At 69.0% G+C, this 19805-nt stretch carries 15 protein-coding genes and 1 pseudogene; 5 read left to right on the top strand and 11 right to left on the bottom strand.

Translation table 11 applies throughout. The annotated features are described in order from the left end of the window. Window positions 1-56 precede the first annotated feature (56 nt). From EFK10_RS52275 to oxc, 4 genes and pseudogenes are all read right to left on the bottom strand, one after another. Complete coding sequence (locus tag EFK10_RS52275) at window positions 57-473, bottom strand: carbohydrate-binding domain-containing protein (RefSeq protein WP_265737562.1); 417 nt, start codon at window positions 471-473, stop codon at window positions 57-59. Next, window positions 459-1166: pseudogene (locus EFK10_RS52270) on the bottom strand (DUF5010 domain-containing protein); the annotation flags it as partial. The gene EFK10_RS52275 and the pseudogene EFK10_RS52270, both read right to left, overlap by 15 nt. A 104-nt stretch (window positions 1167-1270) precedes the next feature. After that, entirely contained in the window at window positions 1271-2527 is a 1257-nt protein-coding gene (frc, locus tag EFK10_RS27070; protein WP_127358281.1) for a formyl-CoA transferase, read from the bottom strand. Between the two features lie 106 nt (window positions 2528-2633). Beyond that, on the bottom strand, window positions 2634-4385 hold the full coding sequence (gene oxc / locus EFK10_RS27065) for an oxalyl-CoA decarboxylase (protein ID WP_127358280.1): 1752 nt from the start codon (window positions 4383-4385) through the stop codon (window positions 2634-2636). 271 nt (window positions 4386-4656) lie between these two features. On the opposite strand from oxc, the gene EFK10_RS27060 reads away from it, so the two are divergent. Further along, entirely contained in the window at window positions 4657-6246 is a 1590-nt protein-coding gene (locus tag EFK10_RS27060) for a FadD7 family fatty acid--CoA ligase (protein ID WP_127358279.1), read from the top strand. Window positions 6247-6263: 17 nt separating this feature from the next. Here the strand turns inward: EFK10_RS27060 and EFK10_RS27055 are convergent, their stop codons facing one another. The 5 genes from EFK10_RS27055 to EFK10_RS27040 form a co-directional block, all read right to left on the bottom strand. Then, entirely contained in the window at window positions 6264-7196 is a 933-nt protein-coding gene (locus EFK10_RS27055; protein ID WP_127358278.1) for a LysR family transcriptional regulator, read from the bottom strand. A gap of 240 nt (window positions 7197-7436) precedes the next feature. Next, window positions 7437-7706 carry a hypothetical protein gene (locus EFK10_RS27050; protein ID WP_127358277.1) on the bottom strand — a complete coding sequence of 90 codons (270 nt, stop codon included), beginning with the start codon at window positions 7704-7706 and terminating at the stop codon, window positions 7437-7439. 211 nt (window positions 7707-7917) lie between these two features. Continuing rightward, window positions 7918-8112: a phosphatase PAP2 family protein gene (locus EFK10_RS53465; RefSeq protein ID WP_407647152.1), complete on the bottom strand. Its 195-nt coding sequence runs from the start codon at window positions 8110-8112 to the stop codon at window positions 7918-7920. Window positions 8113-8155: 43 nt separating this feature from the next. Then, window positions 8156-8449, bottom strand: a complete 294-nt coding sequence (locus tag EFK10_RS53460) for a hypothetical protein (protein WP_407647151.1) — start codon at window positions 8447-8449, stop codon at window positions 8156-8158. A 182-nt stretch (window positions 8450-8631) separates the two neighbouring features. Continuing rightward, a complete protein-coding gene (locus EFK10_RS27040; protein ID WP_127358276.1) occupies window positions 8632-10860 on the bottom strand; it encodes an MMPL family transporter in 2229 nt (742 codons plus the stop codon). A gap of 95 nt (window positions 10861-10955) precedes the next feature. Between EFK10_RS27040 and EFK10_RS27035 the strand changes: the two genes are divergently transcribed. Continuing rightward, window positions 10956-11549 (top strand): TetR/AcrR family transcriptional regulator, encoded by a 594-nt coding sequence (locus EFK10_RS27035; protein WP_127358275.1) that lies wholly within the window; start codon window positions 10956-10958, stop codon window positions 11547-11549. 529 nt (window positions 11550-12078) lie between these two features. Beyond that, a complete protein-coding gene (gene pknB / locus EFK10_RS27030; RefSeq protein ID WP_240677493.1) occupies window positions 12079-13959 on the top strand; it encodes a Stk1 family PASTA domain-containing Ser/Thr kinase in 1881 nt (626 codons plus the stop codon). 75 nt (window positions 13960-14034) lie between these two features. Here the strand turns inward: pknB and EFK10_RS27025 are convergent, their stop codons facing one another. Further along, a complete protein-coding gene (locus EFK10_RS27025; RefSeq protein ID WP_127358274.1) occupies window positions 14035-14670 on the bottom strand; it encodes a TetR/AcrR family transcriptional regulator in 636 nt (211 codons plus the stop codon). A gap of 268 nt (window positions 14671-14938) precedes the next feature. On the opposite strand from EFK10_RS27025, the gene EFK10_RS27020 reads away from it, so the two are divergent. Together EFK10_RS27020 and EFK10_RS27015 are read left to right on the top strand one after the other, a co-directional pair. Then, window positions 14939-15316: an LmeA family phospholipid-binding protein gene (locus tag EFK10_RS27020; RefSeq protein WP_127358273.1), complete on the top strand. Its 378-nt coding sequence runs from the start codon at window positions 14939-14941 to the stop codon at window positions 15314-15316. A gap of 105 nt (window positions 15317-15421) precedes the next feature. After that, window positions 15422-16012 (top strand): TetR/AcrR family transcriptional regulator, encoded by a 591-nt coding sequence (locus tag EFK10_RS27015; RefSeq protein WP_164836161.1) that lies wholly within the window; start codon window positions 15422-15424, stop codon window positions 16010-16012. Window positions 16013-16194: 182 nt separating this feature from the next. On the opposite strand, the gene EFK10_RS27010 is transcribed toward EFK10_RS27015, so the two are convergent. Then, window positions 16195-19497 carry a GH92 family glycosyl hydrolase gene (locus tag EFK10_RS27010; protein WP_127358271.1) on the bottom strand — a complete coding sequence of 1101 codons (3303 nt, stop codon included), beginning with the start codon at window positions 19495-19497 and terminating at the stop codon, window positions 16195-16197. Window positions 19498-19805 lie beyond the last annotated feature (308 nt).

Below are 19805 nucleotides of genomic sequence, written 5' to 3'. Positions count from 1 at the left end.
CACGGCGGCGGCAGCGCAGACGCGCTGCCGCCGCAAGAGGTGATCCGGCCGGCGGGCTAGGTCACGTTCTGGGCCTGCCACCAGTTGATGTTCTGGCCGCCGTTCACCTGCTGGAGCTGCACGGTGTGGTAGGTGCCCGAGTTGAACTGGAAGGTGCCCGCGTCGATGGTCTGCCAGGTCTGCCAGCCGCCGGTGTTCGGGACGGTGATGGTCGGGCCGGCCACTCCGTCAATGACGAAGCGCAGCTTGGCGCCCGAGTTGGGCGTGGCGACGCGGATTTTCAGGTCCTCGGTGCCTTGCATCGGGACCTCGTCCCACTGCTCCCACTCGCCGGAGGCGACGTTGCCGACGTTCCAGCCGCCGTTCGTGTCGGTGGTCGTCTGGACGTCGAGGTCGTCGTCCCGGTAGATCTTCCACTGGTTGCCGGTGGTCGTGTCATGGACGGCGTCCGCCGTTTCGGCCTGCACGGTCATGTCGGTCGGGAACGGAGTGGTCGAGTACCGGCGCAGGATGTTGATGTCCTGGCTCGGATAGTCGCGCGCCGTCGTGCTGTACGGGGCGTTCTCCGTACGCCACAAGGCCGCTCCCTCCTGCCAGTCGGTGAAGCCCTCCAGCAGGGTGATGTTGTCCCCGGCGTTGACGGTGGCTTCCAGGTCGCTCACCAGTGTCTTGCCGTGGTTGGGGTCGATGATCATGTTGCTGGTGCCCGAGACGAAGTGGAAACCGGGCACGGTGACGCCGTTGGTGGTGCCGTTGAGCGTCTGGTTGGTATACGCCGGACTCGGCACCCCGAACCAGCTGTCGGCCCCGTTCGCGACGCTGGAGACGGACGAGTCGTTCTTGACCCAGCTGTTGTCGACGACGAAGTAGGGGTTCTCCGAGAAGGTCGACTGCGCCTGCGAGCGGACGTAACCGAGCATCTTGGCGGAGTTGCCGTTGCCCTGGTTGGTGAAGGCGAAGGCGTTGTCGGACCAGAGGTAGACGAGGGGCTGCCCGTTCACCTTGTAGAGGAGGCTGTCCGGTACGGCCTGAAAGTAGGCTTTGAGGTCGTTGTCCCAGAGGTACTGGTAGCCGCCCTCGCCGGAGCCGTTGGTGTCTCCCATGTCGAACAGTGGTGTGTAGCCGCCGGACTTGTGCTTGATCTGGTTCTTCTTGTCCGTCATGGACGCCGGTGTGTCGTGCTATGAGCGACCGTCAGCCTGACGGACCATCACACATGCGGGTGCCCCGCGCGCAAGGTTCGCACGCGGGGCACCTGGGTCGGTGCAGGTCAGGCGACGATCTGGCCGTCGTGCAGCTTGGCGATGGCGTCCGCGTCGTAGCCGAGGCCGGCGAGGACCTCGTCGGTGTGCTCGCCGAGCAGCGGCGCACCGACGATCTCGGGCGTGAAGGCGGAGAACTTGATCGGGCTGCCCACCGTCAGGTAGGTGCCGCGCTCCTTCTGCTCGACCTCGACGATCGTGCCGCTCTTGCGCATGTCGGGGTCCTCGGCGAGCTCCTTCATGCTGAGCACGGGTGCGCAGGGCACCTCGAACGTGCGCAGGATGTCGACCGCCTCGTACTTGGTCTTGTCGGCCAGCCACTTCTCGATCTCGCCGAAGATGTCGAAGATGTGCGACTGACGGGCCAGAGCGGTGGTGTACTCCGGGTCTTCGGTCCACTCGGGCTTGCCGATGGCCTCGCAGGTGCGCGCCCAGTTCTGCTCCTGGATCGTGAAGTAGATGTAGGCGTTGGGGTCGGTCTCCCAGCCCTTGCACTTCAGGATCCAGCCCGGCTGGCCGCCGCCGCCGGCGTTGCCGCCACGGGGCACCGCGTCGCCGAACTCGCCGTTCGGGTACTGCGGGTACTCCTCCAGGTAGCCGATCTTCTCCAGGCGCTGCTGGTCACGGAGCTTGACCCGGGTCAGGTTGAGCACGGCGTCCTGCATGGACACCGACACCTTCTGGCCGAGTCCGGTCGTGTTGCGCTGGATGATCGCGGTCAGCAGGCCGATCAGCAGGTGCATACCGCTGTTGCTGTCGCCGAGGGCCGAACCGCTGATGGTGGGCGGGCCGTCCCAGAAACCGGTGGTGGACGCGGCGCCACCGGCGGCCTGCGCGACGTTCTCGTAGACCTTGAGGTCGGACCACGACGAGGCGTCGTTGAAGCCCTTGACCGAACCGAAGATCAGGCGCGGGTTGAGCTCGTGGATGTAGTCCCACCCGAGACCCATGCGGTCCATGGCGCCCGGCGCGAAGTTCTCGACCAGGATGTCCGCCTCGCGGATCATCTTCTCCATGACCTCCTTGCCCTCGGGAGCCTTGGTGTTGATGGCCAGGGAGCGCTTGTTGCTGTTCAGCATGGTGAAGTACAGGGCGTCGACGTCCGGGATGTCGCGCAGCTGCTTGCGGGTCACGTCGCCGCCGTTGATGCGCTCGACCTTGATGACGTCGGCGCCGAACCAGGCGAGCATCTGGGTACACGCGGGACCGGCCTGGACCCCGGTGAAGTCGATCACCTTGATTCCGGCGAGCGGCTTTTCACTCATGGTGGCTTCCTTTTCGTGAATGATCTCGTGCGGGGGTGGGAGTGCGGGGGTGGGAGTGCGGGGGTGTTCGGGGTGCTCTTCGGGGTGCTCTTCGGGGTGCAGGCGCTTACTTCTTCGCCGGCGTGATGTTGCCGCCGGTGATGCCCTTCGGGTTGAGGTGCGCGATGTGGCCGCTCTCGGTGCCGGCCGAGGGGTCGATCACACAGTCGATGAGGGCCGGGCCGCCCGAGGCCAGCGCTTCGGTGAGGGCGGCGGTGACCTCGGCGGGAGTGGTGGCGTGGTAGCCCTTGCCGCCGAACGCCTCGATCATCTTGTCGTGGCGGGCCTCGAGCATCAGGGTGGTCGGCGACGGGTCGTTCTCCAGGGGGTTGACATCGTCGCCCCTGTAGACACCGCCGTTGTTCATGATGACCGTGATGACGGGCAGCTTGTAGCGGCAGATCGTCTCCAGCTCCATGCCGCTGAACCCGAAGGCGCTGTCGCCCTCCACGGCCACGACCGGGCAGCCGGTCTCGACGGCGGCGGCGATCGCATAGCCCATGCCGATGCCCATGACGCCCCACGTACCGCTGTCCAGGCGGTGGCGCGGCACGTGCATGTCGATCACGTTGCGGGCGATGTCCAGCGCGTTGGCACCCTCGTTGACGATGTACGTCTCCGGGTGCTCGTGCACGACATCACGTACGGCCTTCAGGGCACCCATGAACTGCATCGGGTGCGGGTCGGCCTTGAGGCGCTCCGCCATCTTGGCGACGTTCTGGGCCGAGCGCGAGGCCAGCTCTGCCTTCCAGGCCGCGGGGGCCGCGATCTGGCCGGGCTTGGTCCGCTCGGCGAGCGCGTCGAGCACCGACTCGATGTCACCGACGAGCGGGGCGGCGATCGGCTGGTTGCTGTCGATCTCCTTGGGCTCGATGTCCACCTGGATGAACTTCGCGTCCGGGTTCCACTGCGGTGCCTCGCCGTGGTTCAGCAGCCAGTTCAGGCGGGCGCCGACGAGCATCACGACGTCGGCCTTCTTCAGCGCCAGCGAACGGGCGGTGGCCGCGGACTGCGGGTGGTCGTCGGGCAGCAGGCCCTTCGCCATCGACATCGGTACGTACGGAAGGCCGGTGGACTCGATGAACTCGCGGACCTTGCCGTCCGCCTGCGCATATGCGGCGCCCTTGCCGAGCACCACCAGCGGCCGCTCAGCACCCGCCAGCAGCTCGATCGCGCGGTCCACCGCCTCGGGCGCGGGCAGCTGGCGCGGCGCAGGGTCGACGAGACGGCTAAGCGTCTTGGCGCCCGCCTCCGCGTCCATGATGGAACCCAGCACCGCCGCCGGGATGTCGAGGTAGACCCCGCCGGGACGGCCGGATATCGCGGTACGCAGCGCGCGGGCGATACCGCGGCCGATGTCCTCCACCCGGCTCACGCGGTACGCGGCCTTGACGAACGGCTGCGCGGCGGCGAGCTGGTCCATCTCCTCGTAGTCGCCCTGCTTGAGGTCGACGAGATGCCGCTCGCTGGAGCCGGAGATCTGCACCATCGGGAAACAGTTCGTGGTGGCATTCGCCAGCGCGACCAGTCCGTTGAGGAAGCCCGGTGCGGACACCGTCAGGGCCACGCCCGGCTTCTTCGTCAGGTACCCGGCGATGGCCGCCGCGTGTCCGGCGTTGCTCTCGTGACGGAAGCCGATGTAGCGGATGCCCTGTGCCTGTGCCAGGCGGGCCAGATCGGTGATCGGAATGCCGACCACCCCGTAGATGATGTCGACGTCGTTCAGCTTGAGAGCATCGACGACCAGGTGGTACCCGTCGGTGAGCTCGGCCGGAGCGTCGGCGGTGGCCGCTGTCTCCGTTGCAGCAGGGGCGGTCATAGTCCGAGGTCCTCCTTGGGCAGGCAGTCATGCCATGTGCGGCTACTGATCCCACCTTCGGCAGCACGCGCCCTCACGTCCAAGACCTATCGGCGACCAGCCGATAAACAACATTTATCGACGGCCCTCCGACCCTCGCCACGCTGCACCGATGCCCCTTGATAGACGGTCGCTATCGGCCGTTCGCCAGTGCGTATTGGACGCGCACTTGCCATCCCCGCAGGCTCGCAGGTGACAGCTTCATCAGCCCCGGCGCGAGGAGGTGGTGGTCATGGCGGTCCCGACCGCAGCATCCGTACGGAACACGAACCGGTACCGGCCCCCGGCGATCACCGGCCTCGCCGATCTCCTCGACCGGCAGGTGCGCGAACGTCCCCACGCCCGGGCGCTCGTGGTCACCGGGGACCGGCTGGATCTGTCCTACCGCGCCCTCGCCGCCCTGGCCGAGGACGTGGCGGCCCGACTCCGCGGTACGGGGCTGCGCCGCGGGGACGCGGTCGGCCTGGTGTGCGCCAACACCTGCGAGTTCGTCGTCGCGCTCCTGGGCGCGGCACGGGCCGGGCTGGTGATCGCTCCGATAGACCCCGCACTGCCCGAGTCACAGATGTCCGCCCGGCTCGAGGCGCTCGGAGCGCAGGCGGTCCTAGCCGGTCCACCCCCGGCCGGCGCCGCGCCGGCGCAGGACCACGTCCCGCCATGGACCCTGCGCGTGGACATCTCCCGTGCCGGAACGGCGACAGCCACGCTCGAAACCGGCGCGCGCGTGGTGCGACACGTGCGGGGCGCAGCGCACGAACTCTCGAGCCACGACGCCCTCGTGCTGTTCACCGCGGGCACCACCGCCCAGGCCAAGATGGTCCCGCTGACGCACGCCAACGTGGCCGAATCGGTGCGGGGCATCTGCGACATCTACGAGCTGGGACCCGGCGACGCGACGGTCGCGGTGATGCCGTTCTTCCACGGCCACGGCTTGTTCGCGGCGCTTCTGGCCACCCTGGCCAGCGGGGGATGCGTGCTGCTGCCCGAGCGGGGACGGTTCTCGGCACACACCTTCTGGGACGACGTACGGGCCGTGTCCGCCACGTGGTTCACCGCCGTCCCGACCATCCACGAGATACTCCTCGACCGGTCGGCACGCGAGTACCCGGGCCCGGAGATCGCGCCCCTGAAGTTCGTGCGCAGCTGCAGTGCCCCCCTCAACACGGCGACCCAGCGGGCGCTGGAACGTACGCTCGGCGCGCCACTTCTGTCCGCGTACGGCATGACCGAGACCACGCACCAGGCGACCAGCGAGCCGCTGCCGAAGGACGGGCTGCTCAAGCAGGGGTCCGTCGGCCGGTCGACCGGAGTGGACCTTCGCGTCGTCGACCGCGACGGGCACCCGTGCCCGCCCGGCACCGAGGGCGAAGTGTGGGTGCACGGCCCCACCATCACCCGGGGCTACCTCGCCAACCCGGCCGAGACGGCGAAGAGCTTCGCCGACGGGTGGTTCCGTACCGGCGACCTGGGCTCACTGGACGAGGACGGGTACCTGTTCCTCACCGGCCGGATCAAGAACCTCATCAACCGCGGCGGCGAGAAGATCTCCCCCGAGCACGTCGAGGACATCATCGCCGGGTGTCCGGGGGTCGCCGAGGTGGCCGTCTTCGCCATCCCCGACGCGACCTACGGGCAGCGGGTCGGCGCCGTCGTGGTCGTACGCGACAGCGACAGCACCGGGTCGGAGCAGATCCTGCAGTACTGCCGCAACCGGCTGTCCGCCTTCGAGGTACCCGACCGGCTCGACGTCGTCGCCGCCCTGCCCCACACGGCCAAGGGCGGGCTCGACCGCAAGGCGGTGGACGCCCAGTACGCCCGCTGACGCCGCCGGGGCCGCTCTCACCTGACGCGGTGCTCGGTCGGCATCGGCTGGTCGAAGAAGTCGTCCAGCGACAAGCCCGTCGCCGCGTTCACGAACGCCCGCGCGGCGACCGAACCCGGAGTCGCCGCGTGGATCGCCACCGAGACCTGGGCCCCGGCGTCCGGATCGACCAGCCGCAGGGCCCTGGTCCTGCCGATCACCGGCATCGCCCGCAGCCACGTGTGCGGCACGATGCTCGCCCACTCGCCGACGCCCACGTGCGCGTACAGGGAAGCGATCGAGTCCGTCTCCACCTGCGGAGTCACCACGACGCCCTTGTCCGCGAACACGCTGTCGATGAGCTGGCGAATCCTCATGTCGGGGGTCAGCAACGCGAGCGGCAACTGGGCCGCCTCCGCCCACGTCATGGTGGAGGTCTGGGACATCAGCTGCTCGCCCGACGCCAGCAACATGTACCGCTCCTCATAGAGCGGCACCACCTGCAGGCCTTCCTGGTCGCCGGGGTCGAAGTGAGCGATCGCCACGTCCAGCTCGAAATCGCGCAGCTGGCGGTGCAGCTCCTTCGTCGACAACCGGGACCGGACCTGCACCTTGGCCAGCGGGTGCGCCGCGCAGAACGCGGCCACCGGAAGGGCCAGCGTCGTCGACGCCGTGGGGTCCGTCCCCAGCCGCAGCGTCCCGGTCACGCCCGACTGGACGGCGGCCACCTCGGCCTTGAACGCGTCCTGCTCCGCCAGGATCCGCTTGGCCCACACGACGAGCCGTTCGCCCTGCGGGGTGAGGCCCTCGTAATTGTGCCCCCGGTTGATCAGGGTGACGTTCAGCTCCCGCTCGAGCTTGGCGATCGCCGCCGAGAGCGCGGGCTGCGACACGTAACAGGACTCGGCTGCCCGCGCGAAGTGCTTCTCCCTGGCCACCGCTACGAAGTACTCCAGCTGACGGAACAGCATCAGCGACTCCTCCCTGCCTGGGCGCCGCGCCGACATGGACCGTTGGGGTTCCGTCCTTCCCGCGACACCGTGGCCATCCTACTGATCAACCATTCAATGACCGGTCCTGGACCTGGTAGCTCCGTTCGGAGTCAGTGCGCCGCGATGGCGGCCCGCGCCGCGGGGATGACCTCGGTGGCGAACCGCGTCAGCTGCTCGGCGCTCTCGTCCTCCGGCACGAAGTTGACGGTGCCGAACCGCTCATCGTGGACGAATTCCGCGATGACGCGCGCCCAGGCCGGCGGCGACGGAGGCACGGGAGGCGGCCGGGATCGCGGTGAGGGCGGCGATCGCGGCGGCTGTGGCGGCGGCCAGGAGCAGCGTGGTCCGTACGTCCAGGGCGGCCGAGGAGGTGGTCGATGACGTGGTCAGCAGCAGCCCGGTGAGCCCGAGGACGGTCAGGACCGCTCCCCGCCATTCGTCACGCGCGACGCGGCGGCCGTGGGCGGCGGCCCACATCGGTACTGCCACGACCAGGGACAGGGCGCCCAGTGGCTGGAGCAGGGTGAGCGGCCCGTACGGCAGGGCCGCGACGTGCAGCCCGGCGCCGACGCCGTGAGGGCCAGGGCGGTGGGCCAGGAGGCGCGTGCCTCGTGGCCGGCGATACGTTCCTGAGCCACTGCGGCAGCGGCGTAGCAGGCGGCCGAGAGCAGGGACAGGGCGATGGCGAGGGCGAGCGCGTTCATGCCGGTCTCCCCGGGCGGCCGGACGGACGGGGGATCAGGAGGAGGGCGACGGCGAGCAGGACGGCGGCGGCGATGCCGTCGAGCCAGTAGTGGTTGGCGGTCGCGACGACGACGAGCAGAGTGAGCGCCGGGTGGATCAGCCACAGCCAGCGCCACCGGCGTACGTAGTGGGCCGGCCGGCGCCAGTACATCCAGAGCAGGAACAGGATGGTGGCCGGGAACTGGACCGTGGCGTTAGAAGGTGTTGGTGGCCCGGACGAGCGGCTCGCTGTACAGCAGCAGCCGCTGCACGGTGGCCTCGTCGGGCAGGTGGAGATCGCGCTCCAGGGTCCAGACGTCCGCGGCGTTGCCATAGGCGGCGGAGACATGGCCCTCGGCCACCAGCCGCCCCAGCCGATAGGCCAGGTACAGCGCGGCGACCAGCAGCAACTCCCGTACCGGGCGCGGCCGGGCGGGCTCGGTGGCCGGTGCTTCGGCGGGTGTGGACAGCGCGGGGATCGCTGTCTGTGACGCCTCATCGATGGCCATCGTCCGTCCCCCCTCGCCCACGCGGTCCTTGCTCCTAGTGTACGAAACGATCTCGTACACATGGCTTCGAGAGGCACTCTACGCCTGCCGCAAGTGGATGTCTCCGGGCAGTCTCCGAACGCGAACGGGGGCGTCGGCGGCACAGCCCGCCGACGCCCCCGTCAATGGGGTCCTACCTGGCCTTACCGGCGTGCCTCCTCCGCCGACGCCGACGCCGACACCGACGGAGTGCGGGCGGGCAGCGAGGCGCCCTCGATGTCGACGTTGGGCAGGATGCGGTCGACCCAGCGCGGCAGGCTCCAGGCGTGGCGTCCGAGCAGGGCCATGACCGCCGGGACGAGGGTCATGCGGACGACGAAGGCGTCGAAGAGCACACCGAAGGTGAGCGAGAAGGCGATCGACTTGATGACGGGGTCGCCGGTGAAGATGAAGCCGCCGAAGACGACCGCCATGATCAGAGCGGCCGCGGAGACCACGCGCCCGCTCTTGGCGACGCCGTGGGTGACGGCCTCCGCGGCGTTCCTGGTGTGCTCGAAGTGCTCGCGCATACGGCTGACGAGGAAGACCTCGTAGTCCATCGCCAGCCCGAACAGCACCCCGATCAGCAGGACCGGCAGGAAGGCCACGACCGGTGCGGCGGCGGCGACCTGGAAGACCCCGTCCAGATGCCCGTACTGGAACACCCAGACCACGAAGCCGAGGCTGGCCGCGGTGGACAGCAGGAAGCCGAGCACGGCCTTGAGCGGGACGAGCAGTGACCGGAAGGCGAGGGCCAGCAGCAGCATGGCCAGGATCACGATGATGGCCACGAACAGCGGCAGCGCGTCCGCCAGTTTGGCCGAGATGTCGATGGCGGCGGCAGTGGCGCCCGTGACATACATGACGCCGCCTGCCCGGGCGACGGCCTGCTTGTCGTGGTCGCGCACCCGGTGCACCAGGTCGGTGGTGGCCTGCGCGTCCGGTCCGCTCCTGGGCACGACGCTGAGGATGGCCATCGTCCCGGCCTCGTTGGTCACCGGGGGGGCCACGGCGGCGATGTCGGAGTCCTTGCGCAGGGTGGTGGCCAAGTCGTCCAGCAGTGCGGTGCGCTTGGCGGCCGGGACGTGGGTGGTGTCGACGGCGACGGTGATGGTGGCGTTGAAGCCGGGCCCGAAGCCGCGGCTGAGCAGGTCGTAGCTGCGGTGCTGGGTGCCGGCCACCGGCTGGGCCTCGTTGCTGGGCAGGCCGAGCCGCAGGTGGCGGGCGGGCAGCGCGATGGCACCGAGGCCGACGACGCAGATCAGCACGACGGCGAGCGGCGCGCGGGTGATCGTACGGGCCCACGCCAGGCCCCACTTGCCCTGCGACTCGTGACCGCGGCTCAGCCGCAGGAAGCGGAAGCGGCGGCCGCCCGCCGCGCGGGGCTGCAGCCGCTCACCGGCGAAGCCCAGCACCGCCGGGACGAGGGTGATCGCGATGAGGACGGCGAGCAGCACGGTGAACGCGGCGGCCAGGCCCATGATCGTAAGGAAGGGGATGCCGGTGGCCGACAGCGCGGACAGCGCGATGATGACGGTGACGCCCGCGAAGACCACCGCGCTGCCGGCGGTCGCGGTGGCCCGGCCGATCGAGTCCTGGACGTCGTGGTCGTCGCCCTGGTCTGCCAACTGCTCGCGGTGCCGGGAGACCAGGAACAGGGCGTAGTCGATGCCGACGGCCAGGCCGATCATCAGGGCCAGAGTGGTCGCGGTGTTGGTCATCTGGACGTACCGGGACACGAACTGGACGCCCAGTACGCCGATCGCCACTCCGACGAGGGCGGTGAGCAGCGGCATCCCGGCCGCCAGCAGGGAGCCGAGGGCGATCGCCAGGATGACGAAGGCGGTGACCACCCCGATGATCTCGGCGGGCCCGCCGATCTCGACCGCCGGCTTCATGGCGGTGCCGCCGTACTCGACCTGGATTCCGGCGGCGCGGGCCGGGGCCATGGCCTGCTTCAGGTCGTCCTTGGCGGACTGGGGCACATCGTCCGGGATCTGCTTGAACAGCACGTCTGCATAGCCGATCCGGTGGTCCGCCGACAGCGCGCCGGTCCTCGCCGGGTCGGTCACGGCGATCACCCCGGGCACCGAGGCGGCCTTCTTCAGGCTCGACGCGATGGCGGCCTGCTCCGTGGATCCGGCCAGCGTCGTGCCCGACGGCGCAGCGAACACCACTCGGGCGGTGCCGCCGGCCGCTGCCGGGAACTGCTTCTTCAGCAGGTCCGTCGCCTGCTGCGACTCGATCCCCGGCACGCTGAACTCCGTGGAGAGCTTGCCGTGCAGCGTGATCCCGAGCCCGCCGACCACCGCGAGCAGCAGCAGCCAGGCTGCCAGTACCCGGCCCCGGCGGTGTGCCGCCCACCGGCCCAGCGCGTACAACCGTCCTGCCACAGCGATCCTCCGTCAGCCAGCCGTTCAATAAGGTTTGCAGCCTAAGCTACTTTTGCAGTTGGCTGCAAAATCACATCTGGCTGTAACCTGCGGTTATGGTCGAGGAAGGTCTACGAGAACGCAGCAAGACCCGGCGCAGAGCGGCGATCACCCGTGCCGCCTTCGAACTGTTCGCCGAGCGGGGCTACGACGCCACGACCGTCGCCGACATAGCCGAGCGGGCCGAAGTCGCCCCGCGCACCGTCGCCATGTACTTCCGCACCAAGCAGGACATCGCCCTGTCCCGGTTCAGTGAAGGCGCGGACCAGCTGACCGACGCTCTGCGCGACCGCCGGCCAGGGGAGACCGCGCTGGACATCCTGGGCCGGTGGGTGCGCGCCGAGAACGCCAAGCCCGACGACGGCAACGACGAGATCGAGCGGTGCATGTTCGACGCCAACCCCGAACTGAGCGCCTTGCGCAACGCGCGCCTGGCCGCCGCGGTCCGCGAAGCGACCAAGGCTGTCGCCGAGGACCTCGGAGTCGCCCCCGACGCCCTCGGTCCGCGCATCGCCGCCGCCGCGGCCGCGGCCGTCATCATGGAGCTCGCCGACGGCCCTCACGGCTTCGGTAGGGAAGAGGACATCGTCACCGCCCTCGACTTCATCGAGGCGGGCCTCAAGTCCCTCGGACTCACAGCCGGGAACTGACGTGGCGGTCGGCGGGCCTGCTGGCTGGGCAAACCGCAGCCCTCGCTCCCACAGGTCCACGTGCGACGATCGGCGCCGACATGGACCCTGTTTACTTCTTTGCTCATCCGTGTGCAAGCATTGCGACGACACGTCCGCCCGACAGAGGGACCGCAGTGACGAAGTCCGCCATCCTCGAACCACAAAGACGTCCGGCCTGCGACAGTCGCGCCCGTATCCTGGCGGTGGTCCGGCGGGGGCTGGGAGTGAATCCCGATACCTCGCCCGACGAGAACGAGCGCGCCGCGGGCGTCGCACCCGAGCGTGCAGACCGCGGGGTCCATGACCTTCCGACCTCTTGCGGTGATGCCAGGTGAACCCCGTCGGATCAGAAGGCACGCCGTACGCGGGCGTGCCCTCCCAGGGCTCGTCCTACCCCGACGCGTCCTACCCGGACGCGTCGTATGCGGACAATTCCTACGCGGACGGGTCGTACGCGGACCCGTCCTACACGTACGAGGCCCCGGCCCAGGCCTGGCCGTCGTACGTCCTGAGCGGCCGCTACCAGTTGAGCCAGCTCCTGGGCCGCGGCGGCATGGCGGATGTCTACTTCGCCCACGACACCAGGCTCGGCCGGACCGTCGCCGTGAAGGCGCTCCGCGCCGACCTCGCCCACGACCCGGCCTCCCAGGGCCGGTTCCGTCGTGAGGCCCAGTCCGCGGCCTCCCTGAACCACCCCTCCATCGGCGCCGTCTACGACACGGGTGAGGACTGGATAGACGGCGTCTCCCTCCCGTACATCGTCATGGAGTACGTGGACGGCTCCACCCTGGCTGACCTGCTCAAGTCCGGCCGCAAGCTGCTGCCCGCGGCCGCTCTGGAGATGACCGTCGGCATCCTGCAGGCGCTGGAGTACTCGCACCGCAGCGGCATCGTCCACCGCGACATCAAGCCCGCGAACGTCATGCTGACCCGCGAGGGCCAGGTCAAGGTCATGGACTTCGGCATCGCCCGCGCGATGGACGACCCCGGCATGGCCATGACCCAGACCGGCATGGTCGTGGGCACCGCCCAGTATCTGTCGCCCGAGCAGGCCCTCGGCCGGCCGGTCGACGCGCGCTCCGACCTGTACTCGACGGGCTGCCTGCTGTACGAACTGCTCGCCGTGCGGCCGCCGTTCACCGGCGAATCCCCGGTCGCGGTCGCCTACCAGCACGTACAGGAGGAGCCGCTCCCGCCCAGCGTGTACGACCCCGGGCTCGCCCCCGAGATCGACGCCATCGTGCTGCGGGCGCTCGCCAAGGACCCCGCATACCGCTACCAGTCGGCCGACGAGATGCGGGCCGACATCGAGGCCTACCTCGACGGCAGGGCCGTCGCTGCGAGCGTCACCGGAGTCGCCACCGCCAACCTCGCCGCGGTCGAGGACCCGGGGGCGGGCGGCCACGGCGAACTCCCGGAGGAGCAGGGGCAGCCGAAGAGCAAGAAGTCGGTGGTGATCCTGGGCGTCGCGGCCGCCGTGGTGCTCGCAGGTGCCGTCCTCGTGGGCTGGGTACTGTTCGGCGGCAGCGGGACGGACACCAGCAAGGTTGCCGTGCCGAACCTCGTCGGCCAGACGCTGGACGACGCCAAGAAGCAGGCGGACAACGTCGGCCTCACGGTCACCGTCACCAACAGCGAGCCCTGTGCGGACCAGCCCAAGGACCGCGTATGCAGCCAGACCCCGGAGACCGGTGACGTCGCGAAGGGCGCGACACTCTCGGTCGTCATGTCCACCGGAGCCCCGAAGGTCGCGGTCCCCGACGTCACCAACCAGAACGAGAGCGACGCCACGACCGCCCTGGAGGACAAGGGCTTCGTGGTGGAGACCAAGCAGGTCGTGTCCGACAAGGATCCCGGAACCGTCCTCGGCCAGGACCCGAAGGCCGGCACCAAGGCCGAGAAGGGCTCCACGGTCACGCTCAAGGTGGCGAAGGCCTCCGACAAGGTCACCGTCCCCGACCTCACAGGCCTGACCCCCAGCGAGGCCAAGACGCTACTCGAATCCAACAACCTCGTCCTCGGCTCCACGACCGACGTGGACTCGAGCGCCAAGGAAGGCACCGTCGTCGGCCAGAGCATCCTGGCCAACAAGCAGGTCAAGACCGGTACCACCATCGATGTGGACGTCGCCAAGGCGGCCACGACGGTCCAGGTGCCGTCGAACCTCATCGGCATGACCCTCGCCGACGCCCGCACAGCGCTGAACAATGTCGGCCTCAAGGTCGCCGTGGCCTCCGGCTCCTCCGCCGACTCCAACGCACTGGTGGCGGACAGCAACCCCACCCCCGGCAGCGATGCCGACAGTGGCAGCACGGTGACCATCACCACCTCACCGCCTGCCGGCGGCTCGTCGAGCGCCTCGCCATCGGCGACGGCCTCAGCGGGATAAACCCGGCCGAGCCCAGACCCGTGGCGGGTCTGGGCTCGGCGGGCTGGCCGGCCAGGTCCCCCTACGATTCGCGCATCACTGCTGCGGGTTTGATTCGGACTGGACCCGTCGCACCGTGTCGGCGGCCCCCGCCGGTTCGACGCCGGCTGCGATCAAGGTGGCCACGGCCGCCTCGGCGGCTGTGCCGTCCCACGCGCCTTGGGCCGTGATCTCCAGCAGGGAAAGCCCCAGGGCTTCCAGTGCGGTCGCCAACACCTCGGCCGGGAGGTGGCTGGAAAACACTCCTGCCTTCTGGCCGCGGCTGAGTGTCGCTGTGACGATCTCGCGCGGGGGTACGAGCGCCTCGGTGATCTTCAGATCCCCCAAATCCCGCCGGGCAAGAGCCAGCAGCATGCGGTAGCGGTCACCCACCGGCCACCCGGCCAGCACATGGCGAGCCAGCCGTTCCTCGGGGGTGTCGTAGGGCACCAGGGTCGAGCGCAGGGTGTCCAGGAGCGTTTCGGTCCCCTCGTCGGTGAGGGCTTCCAGCAGCGCCGCCCGCCCGGGGAAGTGGCCGTAAAGGGTGCGTCGTACGACTCCGGCGGCCCGCGCGATGTCATCCATGGCGACATCCGGGTTCTCGCTCAGCTGCTGGCGCGCGACAGCGAGGATGCGAGCCCTGTTCGACCGTGAGTTGCTGCGAAGCGGTACTGGGCCCTTGGTATTGGCCATGGCTGGACCTTCCGAACATGGGGCTGCATGAGCAAATTTGCACAGTTATGAGCAAGAACCTACCCGCCCGGGCGGTCAGGGGCAACCGGTCCGCGGCTCAGCGGCGGGTGTTCTCGTGAGGGCCGACGGTTGTTATTGCACAGCGATGAGCAAGAAGCTGATCTGCTCGTCGTTGAGCAAATACTGCCCCGCCATCAGCTCTGAGGACCCCCCACGCGTCTTACCGCGTCGACCCCGTCGATAAAATGAGTAGCCCCTGTCCGAGGCGATGGTGGGCGCTGCTTGTGCTCTGCCTGAGCCTGCTGGATCGCCACCCGGCATCGACTATTCGGCCCTCAAGTACACCGAGTCGCGAACCGCTGATGCGTTCCAAGAGGCAACGGGTACGGCACAGGCTCCGGCCGTCCATGTCCGGGGATTCCCGGTGCTGACCCAGTTGGCCGGCGGCACCCTGAAGCGTGTGGACATCTCCGCCCGCCAAATCCCCGCCGGGTCGCAGAGCCCGGTGCCGATCTCGGATCTGGCACGGAGATCGGCCGGACAGGCCCTAGGCGGCGACCCGTCGCGCCGAGGACCTGGATCCGCTGACGGCGGACTTCACCACCTGCGCTCTCGCCGCCGGCACGGTGGTCGAGTCGGAATCTGAAATGTCGGGCCAAGGAGCACTGGATACAATCCAGGCATGTCTACTGCTCCTCGCCCGGCCACCCGCCCGCGTGGGCGTCCTCGGAAGGGTGCCCAGCCCGCTCCCATGAGTGAGGTACTGCCCGCGGCAGTAGAGGCGTTTTCCGTTCACGGTTATGACGGGGTTTCGCTGCGCAATGTCAACGATCAGTTGGGCGTGAGCCGGAATCTTCTGTATCAGCGCTTCGGTTCGAAGGCGAATCTGTGGCGCGCTGCGGTCGACTGGGGCTTCGGCGCCTTGGTGGCGCACCTGGAGGCCATCGACGATGAAGCGGCCGATCCGATGGAGCGGTTGCGGACGCTTATTCGCGGTTTTATTGAGTATTCCGCTACCAGGCCTTATCTGGCCCGTCTTGCGACCCTTGAAGGTGCCGCTCCAACGGACCGGCTGGATTATCTATACGACAACTACATCAGCCCTCTTCGGTCTCGTTTCCTGTCGATTCTCGAGCAATTGCAGGAACAGGGCAGAATCAAGCCGATTCCGTCGGAGATTCTCTTCTTCCTGATCACTTCGGGAGGGACGGCGCAATATGGTCAGGCTGGACTCGCGGCCCGTATGTCGGTCGAAGTGGACGCGGGAAACCCGGCCAAGGTGCGCGTGTACGCGGACCATGTCGCCGAGACGTTGATCAGCGGTATCTCCACGGGTCCGTGAGGTCCCGCCCTCCTGCTACCGCAGAGCGTCGTAAACGGCCTTGACGTAGGTGCCGCTCCGAGCGGAGCCGATGATGCCCGGCGCCATCCTGGCCAACGCCTACACCGCCGCGGACCCCGGGGGCCTGGCACGAGGGCGCGGTCAGCGGCCCGACCGGGCTGCTGACCGCGCCCTCCGCGTGCCTAGGCCGTCGCGAGCGCGAACACGTGCAGCGTGCCGCCGGCCACGGCGGTGGGAAGGATCACGCTCTTCAGTTGCTTCCCGGCTGCCAGCGTGATGGGAGCGCTGGCGAAGACGTCCGTGGCGATCTGTTGGCTGCCGCCGCCGGAGATGTCGCGGTAAGCGGTACGCAGAGCGATGGTGTTGCCGTACGAAGGTTGGCGGTTGCCGCCGCCGAGGGTCCAGTCGCTGAAGCCGATCTGTGCCTCCTGGGTCGTGCCGTCGGCGTAGGCGAGGGTCATGGTGCCGTCGGCGGCGCCGTTGCTGGCGCTGCCCAGCAGGCTGAGCCGGGTGGCGTTCGCCGAGCCCGCCGGGGCGTCGAGGACCTGGTCGCCGCCGCTGACGGCGATGTTGTCCGGGTCGCCGGGCTTGACCTTGGGCCAGGTGAAGCCGAAGCCGCCGGATGTGACGGTGGCACCGGGGGTGGCTCCGGCGGAGGCGAGGGCCTTCGCCGAGTAGCTGTAGCCGCCGCCGTCGAAGTTGGCGGCGGGGTTGGTGTCGTCGGCGGAGATGCCCTTGTTGTTGAGGTTCCAGAACAGGCTGCCCGACGTGGCGACCGTCACCGCGAGGGCTGCCTTGGGGAGGGCGGTGCCGTCGGAGTCCGTCAGTTTCAGGGGGATGGTGTAAAAGCCCGGTTCGGTCCCGGCCGCCGCCGAGATCGACAGGGCGCCGGTGCCCGTGCCGTCCGCCGGTACGGTGAGGTCGCCCTCGGTGGCGGACAGGGTGATGCCGTCCGGGGGTGAGGCCGTCCAGTGCACGGTGGTGCCGGTGTCCTTGAGGGTGCGGACGGTGACGGTCGCCTGCTCGGCGTCCTTGCCGGGCTGGACCTTGACCCTGCCCGGGTCGGTGCTGGTGAAGTACGGCTGCTCGCCGTCGCGGAAGGACGGTGGCGCGTCGGCCGCCGCGCTCGCCCAGGTGGTGTTCGGGGTGGTGCCGAGGGTGAAGTCCAGGGTGCCGCCGTCGGCGACGAAGGACTCGGGCAGCCAGGCCTTTCCGCTGTCCGCGCCGTTCACCTTGAGCGACTGTACGTAGTAGGTGTCCGCCGAGGCGTTCGGAGCGTTGATGGTGATGGTCTGGCCGCTCGCCCGGTGCAGGGTGATCTTAGGGAACAGCGGGCTGGCCAGCACGAGTTCGGCGCGACCCGGCACTTGCGGGTACATGCCGAGCGCCGCCCAGACGTACCAGGACGACATCGCGCCCAGGTCGTCATTGCCGACCTCGCCGTCCGGCTTCTCGGAGTAGAGGGAGTTGGCCGCCCGGCGCACCACGTCCTGGGTGCGGTAGGGCGCGCCGGCGTAGGCGTACTCCCAAGGGGTTTCCAGGGAGGGCTCGTTGCCGAGGAAGGCATACGGCTTGTGCGGGCCGGCGTTCAGTTCGGTGAAGAACGTGTCCAGCCGGTCGACGGCCTTGGCGTTGCCGCCCATGGCGTCGAACAGTCCGGCGAGGTCGTACGGCACCATCCAGTGGTACTGGGCGCCGTTGCCCTCGACGTACAGGCTGGAGTCAGCGGGGTCGAAGGGGGAGACGAACGATCCGTCCGGATCGCGGGGCTGGATCCAGGAGTTGGACGGATTGAAGACGCTCTCCCAGTTCTGTGCCCGCTTCATGAAGGCGGCCTGCGTCGTGTCGTCGCCCAGCTTGCCGGCCAGGGCGGCGATGCCGAAGTCGGCGCTGGTGTACTCCAGCGTGGTGGAGACGTCGTCGGGCAGATAGCCGAGTTTCTGGTAGTCGGCGAGGCCGGGCCGTTCGACGTAGCGGGCGGTGGTCGGCTGGATGGTCGTGGCGCCCTTGACCATTGACGTCAACGCCGCCTTGGCGTCGAAGCCGGTGGCCCCGAAGGCGTACATGCTGGCCAGAATCGAGTGGTAGGGGTCGCCGTTCATGACGCCCTCGAAGTCGTTGTTCACCGACCAGCGGTCCCACACATCGCCCGCCTGATGGGCCTGGTTGTACATCGACTGGGCGATGTCACCGGCTTCGGCAGGCGCCAGTAGGGCCAGCAGTTGCGCTTCGGAGCGGTAGATGTCCCAGCCGGAGAAGTTGGCGTATTGCGCGTGTCCCTTCGCCGCCTGGCGGACGCGCCCGTCGAAGCCCGCGTACTGGCCGTCCGTGTCGCTGAAGACGTTCGGCTGGAGCAGCGAGTGGTACAGCGCGGTGTAGAAGGTGGTGCGCTGGGCGGTGGTGCCGCCGTCGACCTGGATCTGGTTCAACCGCTGGTTCCAGGCTGCGCGCGCCTTGTCGACAACGTTGTCGAACGATGAACTACCCTGCTCCGCCTTGGCGTTCGCAGCGGCGCCCGCGATGCTCACGTAACTGAGCCCGACCTTCACCCCGACAGTGGCCTGCTTCGCGGTGTCGAAGGTGACGTACGCCCCCGAACCCGGCCCCGAGACGCTGACCGAGGGGTGTGCCGCCTGCGCCTGCTTGGACTGCGTCCGGGTGCCGACCTTGGCGCGGGCGGTGCCGCGAACGCTCTGGTCGCCCGGGCTGACGATGTCGTTGTGCCAGGTACCGACGGAGGCGAAGGGCTGGTCGAAGGTGGCCGAGAAGTACACGCGGTAGAGATTGCCGCCGCCGCAGAAGTGGCCGCTGGCCACGTAGCCGGTGATGGTGCGGTCGCCGGTGATGGTCGCCTGCGCGTCCGAGGCGCCGCCGATGGAGCCGGAGACGTTCAGCAGCAGGGAGGCGGTGCTGCCGGCCGGGTAGGTGAAGCGCCCGGCGCCGGAACGCTGGGTGGCCGTCAGTTCGACCTTGTTGCCGGAGGCCAGCTTGACGCCGTAATAGCCGGCGGTGGCCGTTTCGTCGTTGTGGGAGAAGCTGTCCAGATAGTGCGTCGGGTCCGTGGCCGGCGAGGTGGTCACGGATCCGGAGTACGGCATGAACGGTAGGTCCTCGGCCCCGTCGCAGCCGGCACCGGACAGATGGGTCAGGCTGAAGCCCCTGATCTTGTCGTCGTCGTAGAAGTAGCCGCCGGGCTGGTTCTTGTCGGTGTCCGGGCTCCACTGCACCATCCCGAACGGCACGTCGGCGCCCGGAAAGGTGTTGCCCGACCCGCCGCCGGTCCCGAAGTCCGGCCCACCGGGCTTCGTGCCGACGAGCGGGTTCACGTACGGGACGAGATCACGCGGGGCTTCGGCGGCGGCCTTGGCCGACGCCTGGGCGGGGGAGCCCGCGCCGAGGCTGCCGGCAGCCACGAGAGCCGTGAGGACGACGGACAGGAACGGCCGGGCCCGTCTGCCGGGAGAGCTGGATCGGAGTGCCGCCATGCGGTGTCTCCTTGCTGTGTGGTGAGCGTGGGGGAGACCGGGGCGGCGCTGATCCACACCGCACCGGCGCCCGCGAGTGTGAACGGCTGTGGCAGGCGGCGTCAACGGTGACACCGGTAATGGAGCGACAAATGGGACTTCCGTGGTCCGATTCAGGCCACGCCGCGCCGTCCGGCGGGCCGCACCGGCGCTGCTTGGGAAGCGGCTTTACGAGGCGATCGCCTCAGAGCCTGTCGGGTGACCTTCGATCGGAGAGCGGACGCGGTCTGGTGCGTGCGATTCCAAGGCGCCGGGATGTCCTCGTAGCG

Source organism: Streptomyces soli, from assembly GCF_003999195.1.
In the GTDB taxonomy this organism is placed as follows: Bacteria; Actinomycetota; Actinomycetes; order Streptomycetales; family Streptomycetaceae; genus Actinacidiphila; species Actinacidiphila soli.
This window is presented reverse-complemented; position numbering and strand designations above follow the sequence as displayed.

Coding starts and splice junctions, on each gene's coding strand:
- EFK10_RS52275 (WP_265737562.1), bottom strand. CDS start 473: ATGACCGTGCAGGCCGAAACGGCGGACGCCGTCCATGACACGACCACC.
- frc (WP_127358281.1), bottom strand. CDS start 2,527: ATGAGTGAAAAGCCGCTCGCCGGAATCAAGGTGATCGACTTCACCGGG.
- oxc (WP_127358280.1), bottom strand. CDS start 4,385: ATGACCGCCCCTGCTGCAACGGAGACAGCGGCCACCGCCGACGCTCCG.
- EFK10_RS27060 (WP_127358279.1), top strand. CDS start 4,657: ATGGCGGTCCCGACCGCAGCATCCGTACGGAACACGAACCGGTACCGG.
- EFK10_RS27055 (WP_127358278.1), bottom strand. CDS start 7,196: ATGCTGTTCCGTCAGCTGGAGTACTTCGTAGCGGTGGCCAGGGAGAAG.
- EFK10_RS53465 (WP_407647152.1), bottom strand. CDS start 8,112: ATGTACTGGCGCCGGCCGGCCCACTACGTACGCCGGTGGCGCTGGCTG.
- EFK10_RS53460 (WP_407647151.1), bottom strand. CDS start 8,449: ATGGCCATCGATGAGGCGTCACAGACAGCGATCCCCGCGCTGTCCACA.
- EFK10_RS27035 (WP_127358275.1), top strand. CDS start 10,956: ATGGTCGAGGAAGGTCTACGAGAACGCAGCAAGACCCGGCGCAGAGCG.
- EFK10_RS27025 (WP_127358274.1), bottom strand. CDS start 14,670: ATGGCCAATACCAAGGGCCCAGTACCGCTTCGCAGCAACTCACGGTCG.
- EFK10_RS27020 (WP_127358273.1), top strand. CDS start 14,939: ATGGTGGGCGCTGCTTGTGCTCTGCCTGAGCCTGCTGGATCGCCACCC.
- EFK10_RS27015 (WP_164836161.1), top strand. CDS start 15,422: ATGAGTGAGGTACTGCCCGCGGCAGTAGAGGCGTTTTCCGTTCACGGT.
- EFK10_RS27010 (WP_127358271.1), bottom strand. CDS start 19,497: ATGGCGGCACTCCGATCCAGCTCTCCCGGCAGACGGGCCCGGCCGTTC.